17 protein-coding genes are annotated in these 13,325 nt (G+C 63.0%); 6 read left to right on the top strand and 11 right to left on the bottom strand.

Annotated features, from left to right (window positions below; translation table 11 throughout):
- The first annotated feature begins 93 nt into the window (after positions 1–93).
- Positions 94–1,239 carry a metallophosphoesterase gene (locus ASG03_RS19590; RefSeq protein WP_082475875.1) on the top strand — a complete coding sequence of 382 codons (1,146 nt, stop codon included), beginning with the start codon at positions 94–96 and terminating at the stop codon, positions 1,237–1,239.
- A 16-nt stretch (positions 1,240–1,255) separates the two neighbouring features.
- On the opposite strand, the gene ASG03_RS19585 is transcribed toward ASG03_RS19590, so the two are convergent.
- The 3 genes from ASG03_RS19585 to wrbA all read right to left on the bottom strand — a co-directional run bounded on the left by ASG03_RS19585 (position 1,256) and on the right by wrbA (position 2,989).
- Positions 1,256–1,717, bottom strand: a complete 462-nt coding sequence (locus ASG03_RS19585; RefSeq protein WP_062695385.1) for a DMT family transporter — start codon at positions 1,715–1,717, stop codon at positions 1,256–1,258.
- Positions 1,714–2,202, bottom strand: a complete 489-nt coding sequence (locus ASG03_RS19580; RefSeq protein ID WP_062467980.1) for a DMT family transporter — start codon at positions 2,200–2,202, stop codon at positions 1,714–1,716. The genes ASG03_RS19585 and ASG03_RS19580 overlap by 4 nt, the downstream gene beginning before the upstream one ends.
- Before the next feature lie 187 nt (positions 2,203–2,389).
- Entirely contained in the window at positions 2,390–2,989 is a 600-nt protein-coding gene (gene wrbA / locus ASG03_RS19575; protein ID WP_062467978.1) for an NAD(P)H:quinone oxidoreductase, read from the bottom strand.
- A 190-nt stretch (positions 2,990–3,179) separates the two neighbouring features.
- Here wrbA and ASG03_RS19570 point away from each other — a divergent pair, with 190 nt between their 5' ends.
- On the top strand, positions 3,180–3,932 hold the full coding sequence (locus tag ASG03_RS19570) for a competence/damage-inducible protein A (protein ID WP_062695384.1): 753 nt from the start codon (positions 3,180–3,182) through the stop codon (positions 3,930–3,932).
- Here the strand turns inward: ASG03_RS19570 and ASG03_RS19565 are convergent.
- Both ASG03_RS19565 and ASG03_RS19560 read right to left on the bottom strand, forming a co-directional pair.
- Positions 3,929–4,702 carry an HAD family hydrolase gene (locus ASG03_RS19565; protein WP_244475331.1) on the bottom strand — a complete coding sequence of 258 codons (774 nt, stop codon included), beginning with the start codon at positions 4,700–4,702 and terminating at the stop codon, positions 3,929–3,931. The genes ASG03_RS19570 and ASG03_RS19565 overlap by 4 nt on opposite strands.
- Positions 4,699–5,247, bottom strand: a complete 549-nt coding sequence (locus tag ASG03_RS19560; RefSeq protein ID WP_244475330.1) for a hypothetical protein — start codon at positions 5,245–5,247, stop codon at positions 4,699–4,701. The genes ASG03_RS19565 and ASG03_RS19560 overlap by 4 nt, the downstream gene beginning before the upstream one ends.
- Positions 5,248–5,567: 320 nt before the next feature.
- Between ASG03_RS19560 and ilvA the strand changes: the two genes are divergently transcribed.
- Both ilvA and ASG03_RS19550 read left to right on the top strand, forming a co-directional pair.
- Positions 5,568–6,821: a threonine ammonia-lyase gene (gene ilvA, locus ASG03_RS19555; protein WP_062695380.1), complete on the top strand. Its 1,254-nt coding sequence runs from the start codon at positions 5,568–5,570 to the stop codon at positions 6,819–6,821.
- A gap of 84 nt (positions 6,822–6,905) precedes the next feature.
- Positions 6,906–7,220: an HlyU family transcriptional regulator gene (locus ASG03_RS19550; RefSeq protein WP_062695378.1), complete on the top strand. Its 315-nt coding sequence runs from the start codon at positions 6,906–6,908 to the stop codon at positions 7,218–7,220.
- 133 nt (positions 7,221–7,353) lie between these two features.
- Here the strand turns inward: ASG03_RS19550 and ASG03_RS19545 are convergent, their stop codons facing one another.
- The 4 genes from ASG03_RS19545 to ASG03_RS19530 form a co-directional block, all read right to left on the bottom strand.
- Positions 7,354–7,866: a GNAT family N-acetyltransferase gene (locus tag ASG03_RS19545; protein ID WP_062471738.1), complete on the bottom strand. Its 513-nt coding sequence runs from the start codon at positions 7,864–7,866 to the stop codon at positions 7,354–7,356.
- Between the two features lie 134 nt (positions 7,867–8,000).
- The gene (sseA, locus tag ASG03_RS19540; RefSeq protein ID WP_062695376.1) at positions 8,001–8,855 is read right to left on the bottom strand and encodes a 3-mercaptopyruvate sulfurtransferase; all 855 of its coding nucleotides are present in this window, start codon (positions 8,853–8,855) and stop codon (positions 8,001–8,003) included.
- A gap of 66 nt (positions 8,856–8,921) precedes the next feature.
- Positions 8,922–9,689 (bottom strand): alanyl-tRNA editing protein, encoded by a 768-nt coding sequence (locus ASG03_RS19535; RefSeq protein ID WP_062695374.1) that lies wholly within the window; start codon positions 9,687–9,689, stop codon positions 8,922–8,924.
- Complete coding sequence (locus ASG03_RS19530; RefSeq protein WP_062695675.1) at positions 9,682–10,725, bottom strand: cysteine synthase A; 1,044 nt, start codon at positions 10,723–10,725, stop codon at positions 9,682–9,684. The genes ASG03_RS19535 and ASG03_RS19530 overlap by 8 nt, the downstream gene beginning before the upstream one ends.
- A gap of 304 nt (positions 10,726–11,029) precedes the next feature.
- Between ASG03_RS19530 and ASG03_RS19525 the strand changes: the two genes are divergently transcribed.
- Complete coding sequence (locus ASG03_RS19525) at positions 11,030–11,680, top strand: ChrR family anti-sigma-E factor (protein WP_062695372.1); 651 nt, start codon at positions 11,030–11,032, stop codon at positions 11,678–11,680.
- A gap of 98 nt (positions 11,681–11,778) precedes the next feature.
- Complete coding sequence (locus tag ASG03_RS19520) at positions 11,779–12,618, top strand: SDR family NAD(P)-dependent oxidoreductase (protein ID WP_062695673.1); 840 nt, start codon at positions 11,779–11,781, stop codon at positions 12,616–12,618.
- Here the strand turns inward: ASG03_RS19520 and ASG03_RS19515 are convergent.
- Positions 12,606–12,926, bottom strand: a complete 321-nt coding sequence (locus ASG03_RS19515) for an SMR family transporter (protein ID WP_062467959.1) — start codon at positions 12,924–12,926, stop codon at positions 12,606–12,608. The genes ASG03_RS19520 and ASG03_RS19515 overlap by 13 nt on opposite strands.
- On the bottom strand, positions 12,919–13,323 hold the full coding sequence (locus ASG03_RS19510; RefSeq protein ID WP_244475329.1) for an SMR family transporter: 405 nt from the start codon (positions 13,321–13,323) through the stop codon (positions 12,919–12,921). The genes ASG03_RS19515 and ASG03_RS19510 overlap by 8 nt, the downstream gene beginning before the upstream one ends.
- Positions 13,324–13,325 lie beyond the last annotated feature (2 nt).

Genomic DNA, 13,325 nt, shown 5'->3' with positions numbered 1-13,325 from the left:
TGGTGCCGCCGCGGGCTTTGCACGACCATCGAAGGTGGCACCGCAACCAAGGGGCGGCTCGGCGTGCGAACAGGAAGAAGGGCTATCGTTGACATGACGATCTCCGTAAACAGACGAAAACGGTTTGCCGGTGGGAACGGCCACTGGGTCGGTCTCCCGGCGCGGGCCTCGGCGGCCATGCTGTTCGTCATCGCACCGGCGCAGGCGCAGCAGGCGCCGACGGATGTGACCTTCGTGTTTGCGACAGACGTTCATGCCTGCCGGATGGCGGAAGGTCTCTCGCCGGACTGCGACAAGGAGGGCAAGACGGATGCGGCGCTCCTTCGACATATCCGGGCCCTCAATCGCCTTCCGGCGCAGCTCTGGCCCCAGACGATCGCCAACACGCCCAGCGGGTTGACGCGGGCTGGGCGAGAGATCGGCGCGCCGGCCGGTCTGGTCATGGGTGGGGATATCACCGACGATGGAGGCGGCCAGGTGGCCGTGCCAGGTGAGGGATGGCAACTGCGCCAGTTCAGCCAGCGGTATGCCCAGGGACAGGACCCGCAGCACGTGCACATGCCCGTCTATGTCGGGCTCGGCAACCACGATCTTGATCAGGATGGACCACCGAGCCATCCGGACTGGTACAGGCGGGAACTCCGCGACTATGTCGAGGTCAATCACCGTCCGAGCGTCTTTTTCACGCCGTCGCTGCCCGCCGACAATTACGATGTCGACTCCGACAATTATGCCTGGAACTGGGGGCGCCTCCACCTCGTGCAGCTTCAACGCTTCGGTGGCGACGATCGCAAGGGCGCCGTCAGCGGATTGGACTGGCTGAAGAACGACCTGGCCACCTTTGCAGCCGACGGACGCCCCGTGGTGCTGTTTCAGCATTATGGATGGGACCGGTTCTCGATCGAGCGGTGGGATGCCGGTCACGGGACCTTCGACGATGAGGCCGCAGGTGCGCCGCATTGGTGGAGCGACGCCGAACGTGCAGCTCTTCTCGAAGCCCTCAAAGGCTACAACGTCATTGGTATCTTCCACGGGCATGAGCACGACACGCCCATGGTCTACAAAGCCGGCGGCATCGACGTCTTCAAGCCCAAGGCAGCCTTCAAGGGCGGCTTCGCCGTCGTCCGGGTGACGGACGACGCCATGGACGTTGCCCTCGGGGAGGCTGTTGATGACAAGGGGGGCGTGACGTTCACGACCGGCTTCTCGAAACGGCTTGACGGCCCGAAGGCTCGATAGCCGGCGTCCTCGTCGATCACGGTCTGGGCGTCGTTTCGGCTCTTCGTTTTCCCTGAGTTCGTTTTCCTTGAGACAGCGCGATCCCGGCCAGAACGAGGACGACGCCGATGGTCGTCGGGCCGAGAGCGGTCGGTACCGATAGAGCGAGATCGAGAACCACGCCCGACACCATCTGGCCTCCGATCATCATCAGGGCGGTATTGACGGCGCCGATTCGGGCAATGACCCAGCTGCCTGCGGCGACAAAGACGACGCCGACCGGGCCGCCGAGAAAATCGTACCACGGCACTTGGCCCACGCCTGTCGGAAGCAGGTCTCCGACACCGAGGCCGAGAACCGTCAGGAAGGAAAACCCGATCAGGTGGTTCCAGAAGGACGCGATCAGGGGTGACGTCGACAGGCTGAGGCGCCCGTTGATCTGGCGACTGATGCCGATGAGGATGCCGGCCGAGCAGGCAAGAAGGATCGCCAACGTCATGCCGGGATCCGCCCTTCCAGGATGATGAGTGCGCTTCCGCCGAGGATCAGCGCGAGAGCCGCAAGATTCCGGCCCGTCAGTCGCCGTTTTGCGAGGCCGAACAGCCCCCACTGGTCGGCTGCAAGGCTGAAGATCGCCTGCCCCGAAAGGCCGAGCGCCAGAGTGCCGGCAAGGGCCAGCGGCGAGTTCACCGCGGTCGATGTGAGCATGACGGTGGCGGCACCCGAGATCCCGCCTAGATACGCCCACAGGGGAGCGGGAGGGCGTTCTCCGGAGGTGATGCGGCCGCGCCTGTAGAGGAGGCCGAGAAAGACGATCGCTGCCACGGTTCCCGTACCGTGTGCCGTCCAGGACGAGAACAGCGGGTTGCCGTATCGGGCGAGTTCGCCGTTGAAGTGCACCATGAGTGTCAGCAGCCCGCCTGTCGCAAAGGCTGCGAGAAAGACGAGTGGGCGGGGCTGGTCAAGAGGCAGGGGGACTGGCATGGCGGATCTCGAGACGATGCGGATGGAGCATCCCTCGGAGATCTCGGCGAGTCGTGCAAGTCCGTTCGACGGCGGTCAGCAGAGGTGCCGCGTCTCGCGTGGGCGAGAGCAGGCGTGCTTCGCGCCGACAAAGGCCGCCCGCACTAGAAAGCGGGCGGCCCGTGAAGCGTGGAGACGGACGGTATGATCAGGCGGTCAGCTTGGCCGCAATCTTGGCAACGTGAGCGCCCTGGAAACGCGCGCCTTCGAGTTCGACCTCGGACGGCATGCGCGAGCCGTCACCACCGGTGATCGTGGAGGCGCCGTATGGCGTGCCACCCTTGATTTCCTCGAGGCCCATCTGGCCCTGGAACGCGTAGGGGAGGCCGACCACGACCATGCCGTGATGCAGAAGCGTGGGGATGAAGGAGAGAAGCGTGGACTCCTGGCCGCCGTGCTGGGTCGCCGACGACGTGAAGGCCGATCCGACCTTGCCGACGAGCGCGCCCGAGAACCACAGGCCGCCGGTCTGGTCGATGAAATTGCGCATCTGCGACGCAAAGCCGCCGTAGCGTGTGCCACAGCCGAAGATGATCGCGTCGTAGTCCGCCAGTTCCGCCGCCGTTGCAATCGGGGCAGCCTGATCCATCTTGTAGTGCGAGGCCTTCGCGACGTCATCCGGCACGAGTTCCGGGACGCGTTTCACGACGACGTCAGCACCTTCTGCCTTTGCGCCTTCCGCAACGGCGTAGGCCATGGCTTCGATGTGACCATAGGCCGAGTAGTAGAGAACCAGAACTTTTGCCATCGTCATCTCCTAGAAATGGGCATGAATGCCGGAACGCCGCTCTAGCACGTCTGACGGGCGCTGTCCGAAACGCTGGGGATAACAGACTGTTCGCTAATATTTGACAATGACCGGCTCAAGATGAACGATGGGCGTTTGAACGCCCGAGATATCCCCCAAGATACCCGATATACCAATGAGGAATTGCGCGATGACCACGGAAACGATTGTAACAGCCGCCATGCTGGCCATCGGCGACGAACTTCTGTCTGGACGGACCAAGGACAAGAACATCGGGCATCTCGCCGATCTCCTGACGATCTCCGGCATCGACCTGAAAGAGGTGCGAATCGTTTCGGATGAGGAAGAGGCGATTGTCGCGGCGCTGAACGCCCTTCGCGGGCTCTATGATTACGTCTTTACATCCGGCGGCATCGGTCCGACGCACGACGACATCACCGCCGATGCGGTCTCGCGCGCCTTCGGTGTCGAATGCATCCACGATCCCGAAGCCATGACCTTGCTGGGCGACATGTATGCCCGCCGGAACATGGAATTCACCGAGGCGCGCCGCCGCATGGCGCGCATGCCGAACGGTTCGACCCATATCCCCAACGCCGTGTCCACGGCGCCGGGCTTCGTCATCGGCAACGTCTATGTGATGGCCGGCGTCCCCCAGGTTTTCCAGGCCATGCTGGAAGCCGTCCTTCCGACCTTGAAGACGGGCGCCACCGTGATGTCGCGCTCCGTGGCGTCGCCGTTCGGCGAGGGAGACATCGGCGGACCCCTGGGCGATGTCCAGAAGGCGCATCCGGAGACGAGCATCGGCTCCTACCCGAAATTCGACGGAACCTCCTTTTCGACGGAGCTCGTCATCCGCGCCCGCAACGAAGCGGTGCTCGCCGCAGCGGAAGCAGACGTGCGCGCCATGCTCGAGACGATCGCCGCCAAGAAGCAAGCCTAAGCGTTCCGGTCGATCGCCGCGATCAGGTCGGGTACGGCAGAGAGGGACGCGGCCTGAAAGAAGCGTGGCGCATCAACCGGCGTCTCGGCATGTTCGTGGGCCCAGGTGAGGTCGTGTGGGATGAAGATGGCGCTTCCACCGCATTGCAGCACCGGCAGGATGTCGGATTTCAGCGAATTCCCGACCATGACACAGCGGTCCGGCGAAACGCCGTGCCGCGCAAAAATGCCCTGATAGGTCGCTTCGGTCTTGTCGCTGACGATCTCGATCCCGTCGAACAATGGTCCGAGGCCGGAGGCGGCCAGCTTGCGTTCCTGGTCGAAAAGATCGCCCTTGGTGATCAGGACCAGCCTGTGCCGTCCTGATAACGCCTCCAGCGTCTCGCGTGCCGCCGGGAGCAGATCGACGGGATGAAGCAGCATGTCCCGGCCGATCTCCAGAATGCGACCGACAACCGACCCGGGCAGTGCGCCGTCGGTGAGTTCCAGGGCCGTCTCGATCATCGACAGCGTGAAGCCTTTGATGCCGAACCCGTAGAGCGCAAGGTTGCGCCGTTCCGCAGCGAGAAGACGTTCGGAAAGATCGACAGCATCGCAATGATCGGCGAGAAGCCCGGCGAACGCCTCCTCCGTCAGGCGGTAGAACTGCTCGTTCTCCCAGAGCGTGTCGTCGGCATCGAAACCGACCAGAAGGGGCGACGCGGAACGACCTTCGCCCACGATCGAAGGGCCGGTGCTCAAGCTGCGGATGTCGTGGCCGCCAGTGCTCATTGCGCGGCCTTGATCGAGAAGGGAAGGTCGACCACCGCAGCCTTGCCGGAATTGCTATCGTTCAGATGATAGCGCAGCACATAGCTTCCGACCGTCGCATTGCTCACATCCACCGTCAGGGTCGCGAAAACCCCTGCCGTCTTGGTGGCCGCCGTGAAAGCGAAGTTCCCGAAGGATTTCTGGCTGGCAAGGACGGCGCCCTTGTCGTCGAGAAGGTCGAAATCAACCGAGAATCGCGATTCGAACCGCCCGGGCGCGGACGCCGGCTTCCAGGTCAGGCCCAGGGGTTCGACATAGGCGACCATCTTCTCGCCCGGCCGGAAGACGCTGTCGGGCCGCGGGTCGAACAAGCCGAAACCGGAGGGATCGGCCGTGACGAAGGTCGCGGTGCCGACGGCAAACGGCAGTCCGGAGAGGAAGTCGCTCATGCCATTTCGAATGGCGGCCCGCGCGCCGGCAGCATCGCCGGCCGCCGCCAGCCCTTCGGCGCGGGTGGCTGCATCTGCCAGAGGGCCCGCAACGGCAGGAACAGAGACGAGCCCCACGGCAGCGACCGCAAGGCAAAAGGTCCATGCCGGCCTCGATTTCGTTCGCATCTCTCCCGCCCTCCGCAGCTTTGATCGTGCTGTCCGCTCCGACGCTGTTCTCGTGCCTTCCGGCACAGCCAGCATAACCGCCTCATCCCGAAGAAAGTTTCGCAATTTGCCGGAGCGAGTCAAGTCCGGCCCAGCTGAGCCCGGAGAAGCGGGCTCAAGGGGCGCACCAAGGGTCGCATGGCGTCCGCGTCTGGTCTGTGCCATAGGATGCGGCTGACGGGCGGATTGCTATGGCACCGTGTACAGAGCGAGATGACAGGGACAGGATCATGAGCTTCAAGCAGGATGTGGACGCGGCGGCGCTGGCCTTGCGCGACCTGTTCCCCGAAACACCGCTCCAGTTCAACGATCACCTGAGCGCCCTGTATGGCGCGAAAATCTACCTGAAGCGCGAAGACCTTTCGCCGGTCCGCTCCTACAAGATCCGCGGGGCCTTCAACTTCTTCCGGAAGGCGATCGCCGCTGGCGCGCGCGATCGGATCTTTGTCTGCGCCTCTGCCGGCAACCATGCACAGGGCTTCGCCTTTGTCTGCCGTCATTTCGGCGTCGAAGGCATCGTCTTCATGCCGGTCACGACGCCGCAGCAGAAGATCGACAAGACGCGGATGTTCGGCGGTCGATTCATCACCATCCGGCTGGTCGGCGATATCTTCGATCAGTGCTACAAGGCCGCGCGTGAACATGTAGATGCGACGGGCGGGATGATGGTGCCACCGTTCGATCACGCCGACATCATCGAGGGGCAGGCGACCGTTGCCGCCGAGGTCGTTGCGCAGATGCCCGACGGTGCCGTTCCCGACATGGTGATCATGCCCGTCGGCGGCGGCGGCCTTTCCGCCGGCATGACGGGTTATCTCGACGACCGGGTCGATCCGGACGGCTTCGTCTTTTGCGAACCCGAGGGGGCGCCCAGCCTCAAGCGCAGCTTGGAGACCGGAGCCGTCGTGACGCTCGAACAGGTCGACAATTTCGTCGACGGCGCCGCCGTCGGGCGGATCGGCGATTTGAATTTCGAGCGGTTGAAGCACTTCTCCGCCCGTCAGACCCTGCTTTTGCCCGAGAACGCCATTTGCGTCACCATCAGCGAGATGCTGAACCTCGAGGGTGTCGTGCTGGAACCGGCGGGGGCACTGTCCATCACCGCCCTTGCCGAGCTGGATGCGACGCAGCTCGCCGGCAAGACCGTCGTGGCCGTGGTCTCCGGTGGCAACTTCGATTTCGAACGGCTGCCGGACGTCAAGGAGCGGGCAATGCGGCATCTTGGTCTGAAGAAGTATTTCATTCTGCGCATGGCGCAGCGGCCGGGCGCCCTCAAGGACTTTTTGGGCCTCCTCGGAGAAGAGGACGACATTGCCCGTTTTGAGTATCTCAAGAAATCTGCGCGCAACTTCGGTTCCATCCTCATCGGGATCGAGACCAAACGGCCGGAGAACTTTCGCCGGCTGATGGCCGCCTTCGACGCAGGGGGCCTGAAGTATCAGGATATCACCGACAACGATATCCTTTCGAACCTGGTGATCTGACGGCACCCACAGACGTCGGGCTCTTCAACGAGCCATGCCGTCGGGGACTTTGACAACGATATCGCGCGAGGCTAAATCTTCATCATGGCATCCTTTTTCTCCCGTCTTTTCGGTCGCGCGTCGTCCGATACCCCTTCCGAAGCCGCCAGCGGCGCGACCGAAACCTACGGCGATTGCCGGATCCGGGCGACGCTGATGAAGGAGGGCAGTCAATTCCGGCTTTCCGGCGTGATCGAGAAGGATATGGGTGGGCAGATCCTGTCGCGCAGCTTCATCCGGGCCGACATGTTCTCCTCGGCGGACGAAGCATCCTCGGCGGCCCTGCGCAAGGCGCATCAGATCATCGATGAAAATGGCCCGTCCCTGTTCTCGGACGGCGCCGCCTCGCGTTCGGTCTGAACGCTTTTACGGCACCCTGCTCAAGGCGGCGAAATGCATCCTCGGGGGCGGTACCGGGTGCCTTCTAGCGACCGATCCGTGGACCTTGCAACAACGTCGGCACGACCCGTCGTGCCGACGTTGTTTCCGACATTCAGAGCTTGCGGACGAGGTCGAGCATTTCGCTCTCGCTCAGCGGGACAAGCTGGTCTTCCCGGGTGGCGACGGGCGAGAATCCGAATCGCTGATAAAGCTGGATGGCGCGGGGATGGTCGAGATTGTTCGTCTGCACCTTGACGACCTTGGGGCCGTAGCTCCAGCAGCCATAGAGGGCCTGCAGCAGGAACCACTTCCCGAGCCCGAGCCCGAGTGCGCGCTCGAACAGGCCGAAATGCGTGAGCTCGACGGTGTCCTCGTCCGCGTGAAGGACCTCGAAGAACCCGGCCGGCGCGCCGTTGACGTAGAGCACGGTCACGCAGTTGCGCTTGTCGTGTAGCACGGCCGCCAGAGCCTCGTCGTCCAGCCGCAACCGATCGACCCAGTGCCAGCGGCGACCGACCTGCAGATACAGGAAGCGGTAGTAGGCCGGCGGGATATCGGCGACGCGCATCAGTGCGGTCTGGATGTTGACCGGGAAGGGCAGGCTTTGCTTCGGCGCGGCCGTCATCTCCAATTCAGTGATGTGGATCGTGACCGCTCGCCCCGGGACGAGAACGACCCCGGCATCGGCCTGTGCGCTGGTTTCCGTGCCATTCGATGCGACTGCGTCTACCAATTCCATGCGTGTTTCACTCTTCCCGCTCAAGGCTTACCGGTTGCAATCGCGGTCTCTGCGCGACTCCCCCATTCCGACCATGATCCATCGTAGAGCGTATTATCGGTATGTCCAAGCGATTGCAGCGCCAGCGTGATGATCGCTGCCGTGATGCCGGAGCCGCAGCTGGTAACAACCGGCTTGTCGAGATCGATCCCGGCATCTGCGACAAGTTTGCGCAACTCCGGCAGGGACTTGAACCGGCCGTCCGCTGCAAAGCCGCCGGCCGGGAGGCTGCGGGCTCCCGGCATGTGACCGGAGCGCATGCCGGCGCGGGGCTCGGCTTCTTCGCCCGTAAACCGGCCGAGACTCCGCGCGTCGGCAATCTGTCGGCTGCCTTTTTCGACGATCGACGACATCGCGTGGAAAGACGTCACGGCGGTCTCGTCGAAGGTCGGGACAAACACGGCAGGCAAAACGGCCGTCACGTCTGTTGTCACCGCCCGGCCTTCGCTTTTCCATCCGTCGAGCCCGCCGTCGAGAACATAGACGTCGCGCGCGCCCATGACGCGAAACATCCACCAAGCCCGTGGGGCAGAAAAGAACCCGGGGCCATCATAGACGACGATGATGTTCTTTTCGGAGATGCCGAGCGCGCCGACGGAAGCGGCAAAGACGTCCGGACTGGCCAGCGTGTGCGGCAGTCCGCTCGTCGCGTCGGAGATGGCGTCATGGTCGAGGAAAACCGCTCCCGGAATGTGTCCCGCTGCATATTCGGCCTGCGGATCGCGCTTGTGCGCCGGCAGGTACCATGCGGCATCCACGACGCGCAGGTCGGAGTCCCCGAGCCGCTCCTGCAACCAGTCGCTGTCAACGACGAAAGGGCTTTTCTCTTCCTGCATGCTGGCAAATCCCCTCTGGTGAGAATGGAGGTCGGTGAGAATGGCGGCCGTCAAAGACAAGCAACGTCAGGCCGGCGCCGCCGGAGAACCGAAGCGGATGCGAAAACGCCGGTTCTCCTTGCCCTTCTTTTCGATCTTGGCGATGTAGACCTCTCCCACCTCCTGGGTTTCCGACACATGGGTGCCGCCGCAGGGTTGGCTGTCGATTGCCGCGTCCTCGCCGATGCAGACCAGGCTCACGCGACCAAGACCGAGCGGCGGACGAACATTCTTCGATTTGACGATATCGGGATTGGCAAGCAGTTCGTCGTCTGTGATCCAGCGCACCGTGATCGGATGGTTTTCCCGAACCAGCGCCATCATCTTTTCGGTCACGTCGTCCTTGTCGATCGTCTCGCTCATGTCGAAATCGACCCGGCTCTCGTCCTCGCCCACGGCTGCGCCGGTGATGGGATAGGGGCAGACGACAGACAGAAGATGGCAGGCCGTGTGCATCCGCATCAACCGGTAGCGCCGTGGCCAATCGATATGCGCCACGATGGCTTCACCCGTTTCCAGCGCCGGCTGACCCTCAGCCGGGACATGGACGATGACATCCTTCGATGCGCCCGTCCGCGTGGCGGCAATCTCGATCCGGCTGCCGTCGGCGCGCTCGAGGAAACCGATGTCTCCGGGCTGACCCCCCGACGTCGCATAGAAACAGGTGCGGTCGAGCACGATGCCGCCGTCATCGAGGACCTCGATTACGTGCGCCTCGCAGGTCGAGAGATAGAAGTCGTCGCGAAACAGAGCTTTCGTCTTGTCCGCGTGTGTCGCCGTTCCCGTGTCAGGCATTGGCGGCCTCGTAGGGAAGGTCGATCTGGCTTTGCCGGACGAGAAACTCAGGAACGGGCAAATTTTTGGACTTCAGGAAATCCGGGTTGAACAGCTTGGACTGGTAGCGATTGCCGTAGTCGCAGAGAATCGTCACGATCGTGTGGCCCGGCCCGAGATCCCGTGCCATCCGGATCGCGCCGGCGATGTTGATGCCGGAGGATCCACCAAGGCAGAGCCCTTCTTTTTCGATCAGGTCGAACACGAGGGGAACGGCTTCCGCATCCGGGATGCGATAGGCATAGTCCGGTGTGAACCCTTCCAGGTTTGCGGTGATGCGACCCTGGCCGATACCTTCCGTGATGGAACTGCCGGGCGACGAAAATTCGCCGTCGGTATAGTAGCTGAACAAGGCCGCACCTTCCGGATCGGCAAGGCCGATCTTGATGTCGGGATTGAAGCCACGCAGGCCCTCGGCCACGCCGGCAAGCGTACCGCCGGAGCCGACCGCGCAGATGAAACCGTCGACTTTGCCGTCGGTATCGCGCCAGATTTCCGGGGCCGTCGTCTCGACATGCGCGGCCCGATTCGCCGTATTGTCGAACTGGTTGGCCCAGATCGCGCCGTTCGGTTCGGTTCGGGCCAACTGTTCAGCCAGGCGGCCGGAGAGCTTCACGTAATTGTTGGGATTGCGGTAGGGGACGGCAGGCACCTCGACCAGTTCCGCGCCCAGAAGCTTCAGTGCGTCCTTCTTTTCCTGGCTCTGTGTCTCCGGGATGACGATTACTGTGCGATAGCCAAGCGCCTGGGCAACAAGCGCAAGGCCGATGCCCGTATTGCCGGCCGTGCCTTCGACGATCACGCCGCCGGGACGCAGTGTGCCCGCGCGTTCCGCTGCACGGATGATCGAGAGTGCGGCGCGATCCTTCACCGACTGACCGGGATTGAGAAACTCGGCCTTGCCAAGAATCGTGCACCCGGTGGCATCGGATGCCGATTTCAGGCGAATGAGGGGCGTGTTGCCGATGGCGTCGAGGACGGAGTTCAAGGCGGGCATGTCTAGGACCTCTTGACGGAGAATCGCTACGGGAACGTCGGCGGGGTTCAGCGCAACATAGCCGCGCATGAGGCAGCGACAAGGCCGGTGAGGTTCGAGAGCGAGGTTCGGGGTGAACGTAGCCATGTTTTGCCTCGGCCAAGGCACTCCGACAAGGAAAACGGTTTTGCAGAAGACGCCTTGAGCGCAAATTCTGTCTTCGACCGTACCGCGCACATTTCGGTGATCCATGCGGGAGACAGGATCGTAAGAAAACATTATCGTCTGAGGGAGGTCCTCGGGAGGGGACGATGGACAAGGTGTGATGACGACAAGCGAACTTGATACGGTCGATGCGCTGATGGCGCATTATGCGACAGGCATTCTGCCCGAGCCAGCCCGCGTTCTCGTTGCGGCGCATCTGGAACTGAAGCCGTCGAGCCGACAGACGGTCTCGGCCTTCGAGACGGTGGCGGGCGATCTGATGGAAACGCTCGATCCGTCGCCGCTTGAAAATCCCGAGCAGCGTATCGCTTCCATTCTTGCCAGTCCGCCGCTGCCGCCGGCATACGGGACGTCGCCCCACGATTCCGGCAGGACCAGCTGGCCGCGCGCGTTGCGGGAATTCGCAGGTTTCGATCACGACGACGTGCCCTGGCGTTGGAAGCTCCCCGGACTGAAGGAATATGCGTTGGGCAAGATCGATGGCTGCAACGTCTCGTTCTATCGGATCCGGCCCGGCCGCGCCATTCCCGAGCACACGCACGAAGGTTTCGAGCTGTCGCTGGTGCTTCACGGCGCCTTCAGCGATGTCAGGGGCCGATTCGGCCGCGGGGATATCTCGGTCGCCGATGACAGCCTCGATCACCGGCCGGTCGCCGAGAGCGGAGAGCATTGCATTGTCTTCGCCGTGACGGACGCACCGGTCAAGATGCGCGGTTCCCTGGGCCGCCGGCTGAGCGACCTCATCGGTTGAGCGCCGCATCTGGGATGTCTTCCCGGAACGGTCGACTGCTCTACTTCATTTTCGATCAACGAAACATGCCGTCCGCGCAGGTTCGGGAGAACGCTGATATGTCGTCTTTCATCGCACGTCCGGAGCACGGTCTCGCCTGGGTGACAGGTGCCAGTTCCGGCATCGGCCGGGCGCTCGCGCTAAAGCTCGTCGCCGAGGGGTTTGGCGTCGTGGTCACCGCACGCAGCCACGACAAGCTCGTGTCGCTCCAGCGCGAAGCGACCGGCCCCGGCCGCATCATTGTGCTCGACGGCGACGTGACCGATCCGGCGGATATGGAGCGGGTCATCGCCGCGATCGAGTATGATCACGGCACGCTCGCATTGGTGGCTCTCAATGCCGGTGTCTTCAAGCCCGTTCACGGCGAGGACCTGCATCTGGAGGACTTCCAGGAAACGTTCTCGGTCAATCTCAACGGCGTCGTGAACTGCCTGCTGCCGGCTATCCGCCACATGAAGGCGCGGGGTCAGGGACAGATCTCCATCGTTTCCTCCGTCACCGGCTATGGCGGCCTACCGACGAGCGGCGCCTATGGTGCGACGAAAGCGGCGCTGATCAACATGGCGGAAAGCCTGAAGTTCGATCTCGACAAGCAGGGCATCCGGATTCAGATCGTCAATCCGGGCTTCGTGGATACGCCGGCAACGAAGGAGAATGCCTTTCCGATGCCCGCTCTGGTTTCGCCGGAAGAGGCCGCAAGCGCCATCGTCGCGGGCCTTCGAGGTTCGGGGTTCGAGATCACCTTTCCCAAGCGGTTCACCTACGTCCTCAAGGTCGTCAACCTCCTGCCGTACTGGCTCTACTTCCCCTTGGTGAACGCGGCCACTGGCTGGAAGAAGCGTCCCTCCGTCAAAGCGCGGACACCGCACGGAAAGCCCGAAGAGCCTCAGGCTGTGTGAAGGACGACAACGGCGCCAAAGACCAGCGCCAATCCGACCCAGCCGATCGGCTTCAGTTTCTGGCCGAACAGCAGTCGTGCGCTGATCGCGGTTCCAAAAATGCCTGTTGCACCGAGAATGCCGTAGGCGACCGCGAGGTCCATGCCGTGGACCGCCTGTGCCAGGAAGGCAAAGGCGATGAGCACCAGGACAATTGACAGGATCCCCCAGCCTTTTCGAGAGAAGCCTTCGGACCTGCTGGAGGCAAGGTTGGCCGCGACGTCGAAGAGCCCGGCGAGCACGGCCAGGACAAAGGGCATCTCAACCATGCGCGCCGCCGGCGCCCGCCGCAGCGGATCCGTGATCCTCGCCTGCATTGACGAGGATGATCCCGACAACGGCCATGGCAAGGCCGATCAGTTCCCGCAGGCTCAGATCGTGATGGAAGAAGAAGACCGAGACCAAGGTGATCAGCGCAATGCCGGATCCTTCCCAGATGGCATAGGCAACGCCGACGGGAAGTGTCCGGACAGCTTTGGCAAGGCAGACATAGGACAGGGCGATCGCCACATACATGACGATATAGCCGCTCACGCCGCCATGCACGCTTGCCGCCTTCATGACCGTGAGACCGACGACTTCGATCACGATCGCGGACGCGAGATAGAGCCAGGCGAGGCGGCGGGCACGCCGCATGGCCGCGATCGGGGAGGGGTCGAAGGTCATGA

The sequence above is a fragment of the Rhizobium sp. Leaf341 genome (assembly GCF_001424325.1).
GTDB lineage: Bacteria > Pseudomonadota > Alphaproteobacteria > Rhizobiales > Rhizobiaceae > Ferranicluibacter.
The sequence above is the reverse complement of the archived record's forward strand: the minus strand, read 5'-3'. Positions and strand labels throughout refer to the sequence as shown.

Coding starts and splice junctions, on each gene's coding strand:
- ASG03_RS19530 (WP_062695675.1), bottom strand. CDS start 10,725: ATGCCCGCCTTGAACTCCGTCCTCGACGCCATCGGCAACACGCCCCTC.
- ASG03_RS19550 (WP_062695378.1), top strand. CDS start 6,906: ATGGCATCCTTTTTCTCCCGTCTTTTCGGTCGCGCGTCGTCCGATACC.
- sseA (WP_062695376.1), bottom strand. CDS start 8,855: ATGCAGGAAGAGAAAAGCCCTTTCGTCGTTGACAGCGACTGGTTGCAG.
- ilvA (WP_062695380.1), top strand. CDS start 5,568: ATGAGCTTCAAGCAGGATGTGGACGCGGCGGCGCTGGCCTTGCGCGAC.
- ASG03_RS19580 (WP_062467980.1), bottom strand. CDS start 2,202: ATGCCAGTCCCCCTGCCTCTTGACCAGCCCCGCCCACTCGTCTTTCTC.
- ASG03_RS19525 (WP_062695372.1), top strand. CDS start 11,030: ATGACGACAAGCGAACTTGATACGGTCGATGCGCTGATGGCGCATTAT.
- ASG03_RS19510 (WP_244475329.1), bottom strand. CDS start 13,323: ATGACCTTCGACCCCTCCCCGATCGCGGCCATGCGGCGTGCCCGCCGC.
- ASG03_RS19565 (WP_244475331.1), bottom strand. CDS start 4,702: ATGAGCACTGGCGGCCACGACATCCGCAGCTTGAGCACCGGCCCTTCG.
- wrbA (WP_062467978.1), bottom strand. CDS start 2,989: ATGGCAAAAGTTCTGGTTCTCTACTACTCGGCCTATGGTCACATCGAA.
- ASG03_RS19585 (WP_062695385.1), bottom strand. CDS start 1,717: ATGACGTTGGCGATCCTTCTTGCCTGCTCGGCCGGCATCCTCATCGGC.
- ASG03_RS19515 (WP_062467959.1), bottom strand. CDS start 12,926: ATGGTTGAGATGCCCTTTGTCCTGGCCGTGCTCGCCGGGCTCTTCGAC.
- ASG03_RS19535 (WP_062695374.1), bottom strand. CDS start 9,689: ATGCCTGACACGGGAACGGCGACACACGCGGACAAGACGAAAGCTCTG.
- ASG03_RS19520 (WP_062695673.1), top strand. CDS start 11,779: ATGTCGTCTTTCATCGCACGTCCGGAGCACGGTCTCGCCTGGGTGACA.
- ASG03_RS19570 (WP_062695384.1), top strand. CDS start 3,180: ATGACCACGGAAACGATTGTAACAGCCGCCATGCTGGCCATCGGCGAC.
- ASG03_RS19590 (WP_082475875.1), top strand. CDS start 94: ATGACGATCTCCGTAAACAGACGAAAACGGTTTGCCGGTGGGAACGGC.
- ASG03_RS19545 (WP_062471738.1), bottom strand. CDS start 7,866: ATGACGGCCGCGCCGAAGCAAAGCCTGCCCTTCCCGGTCAACATCCAG.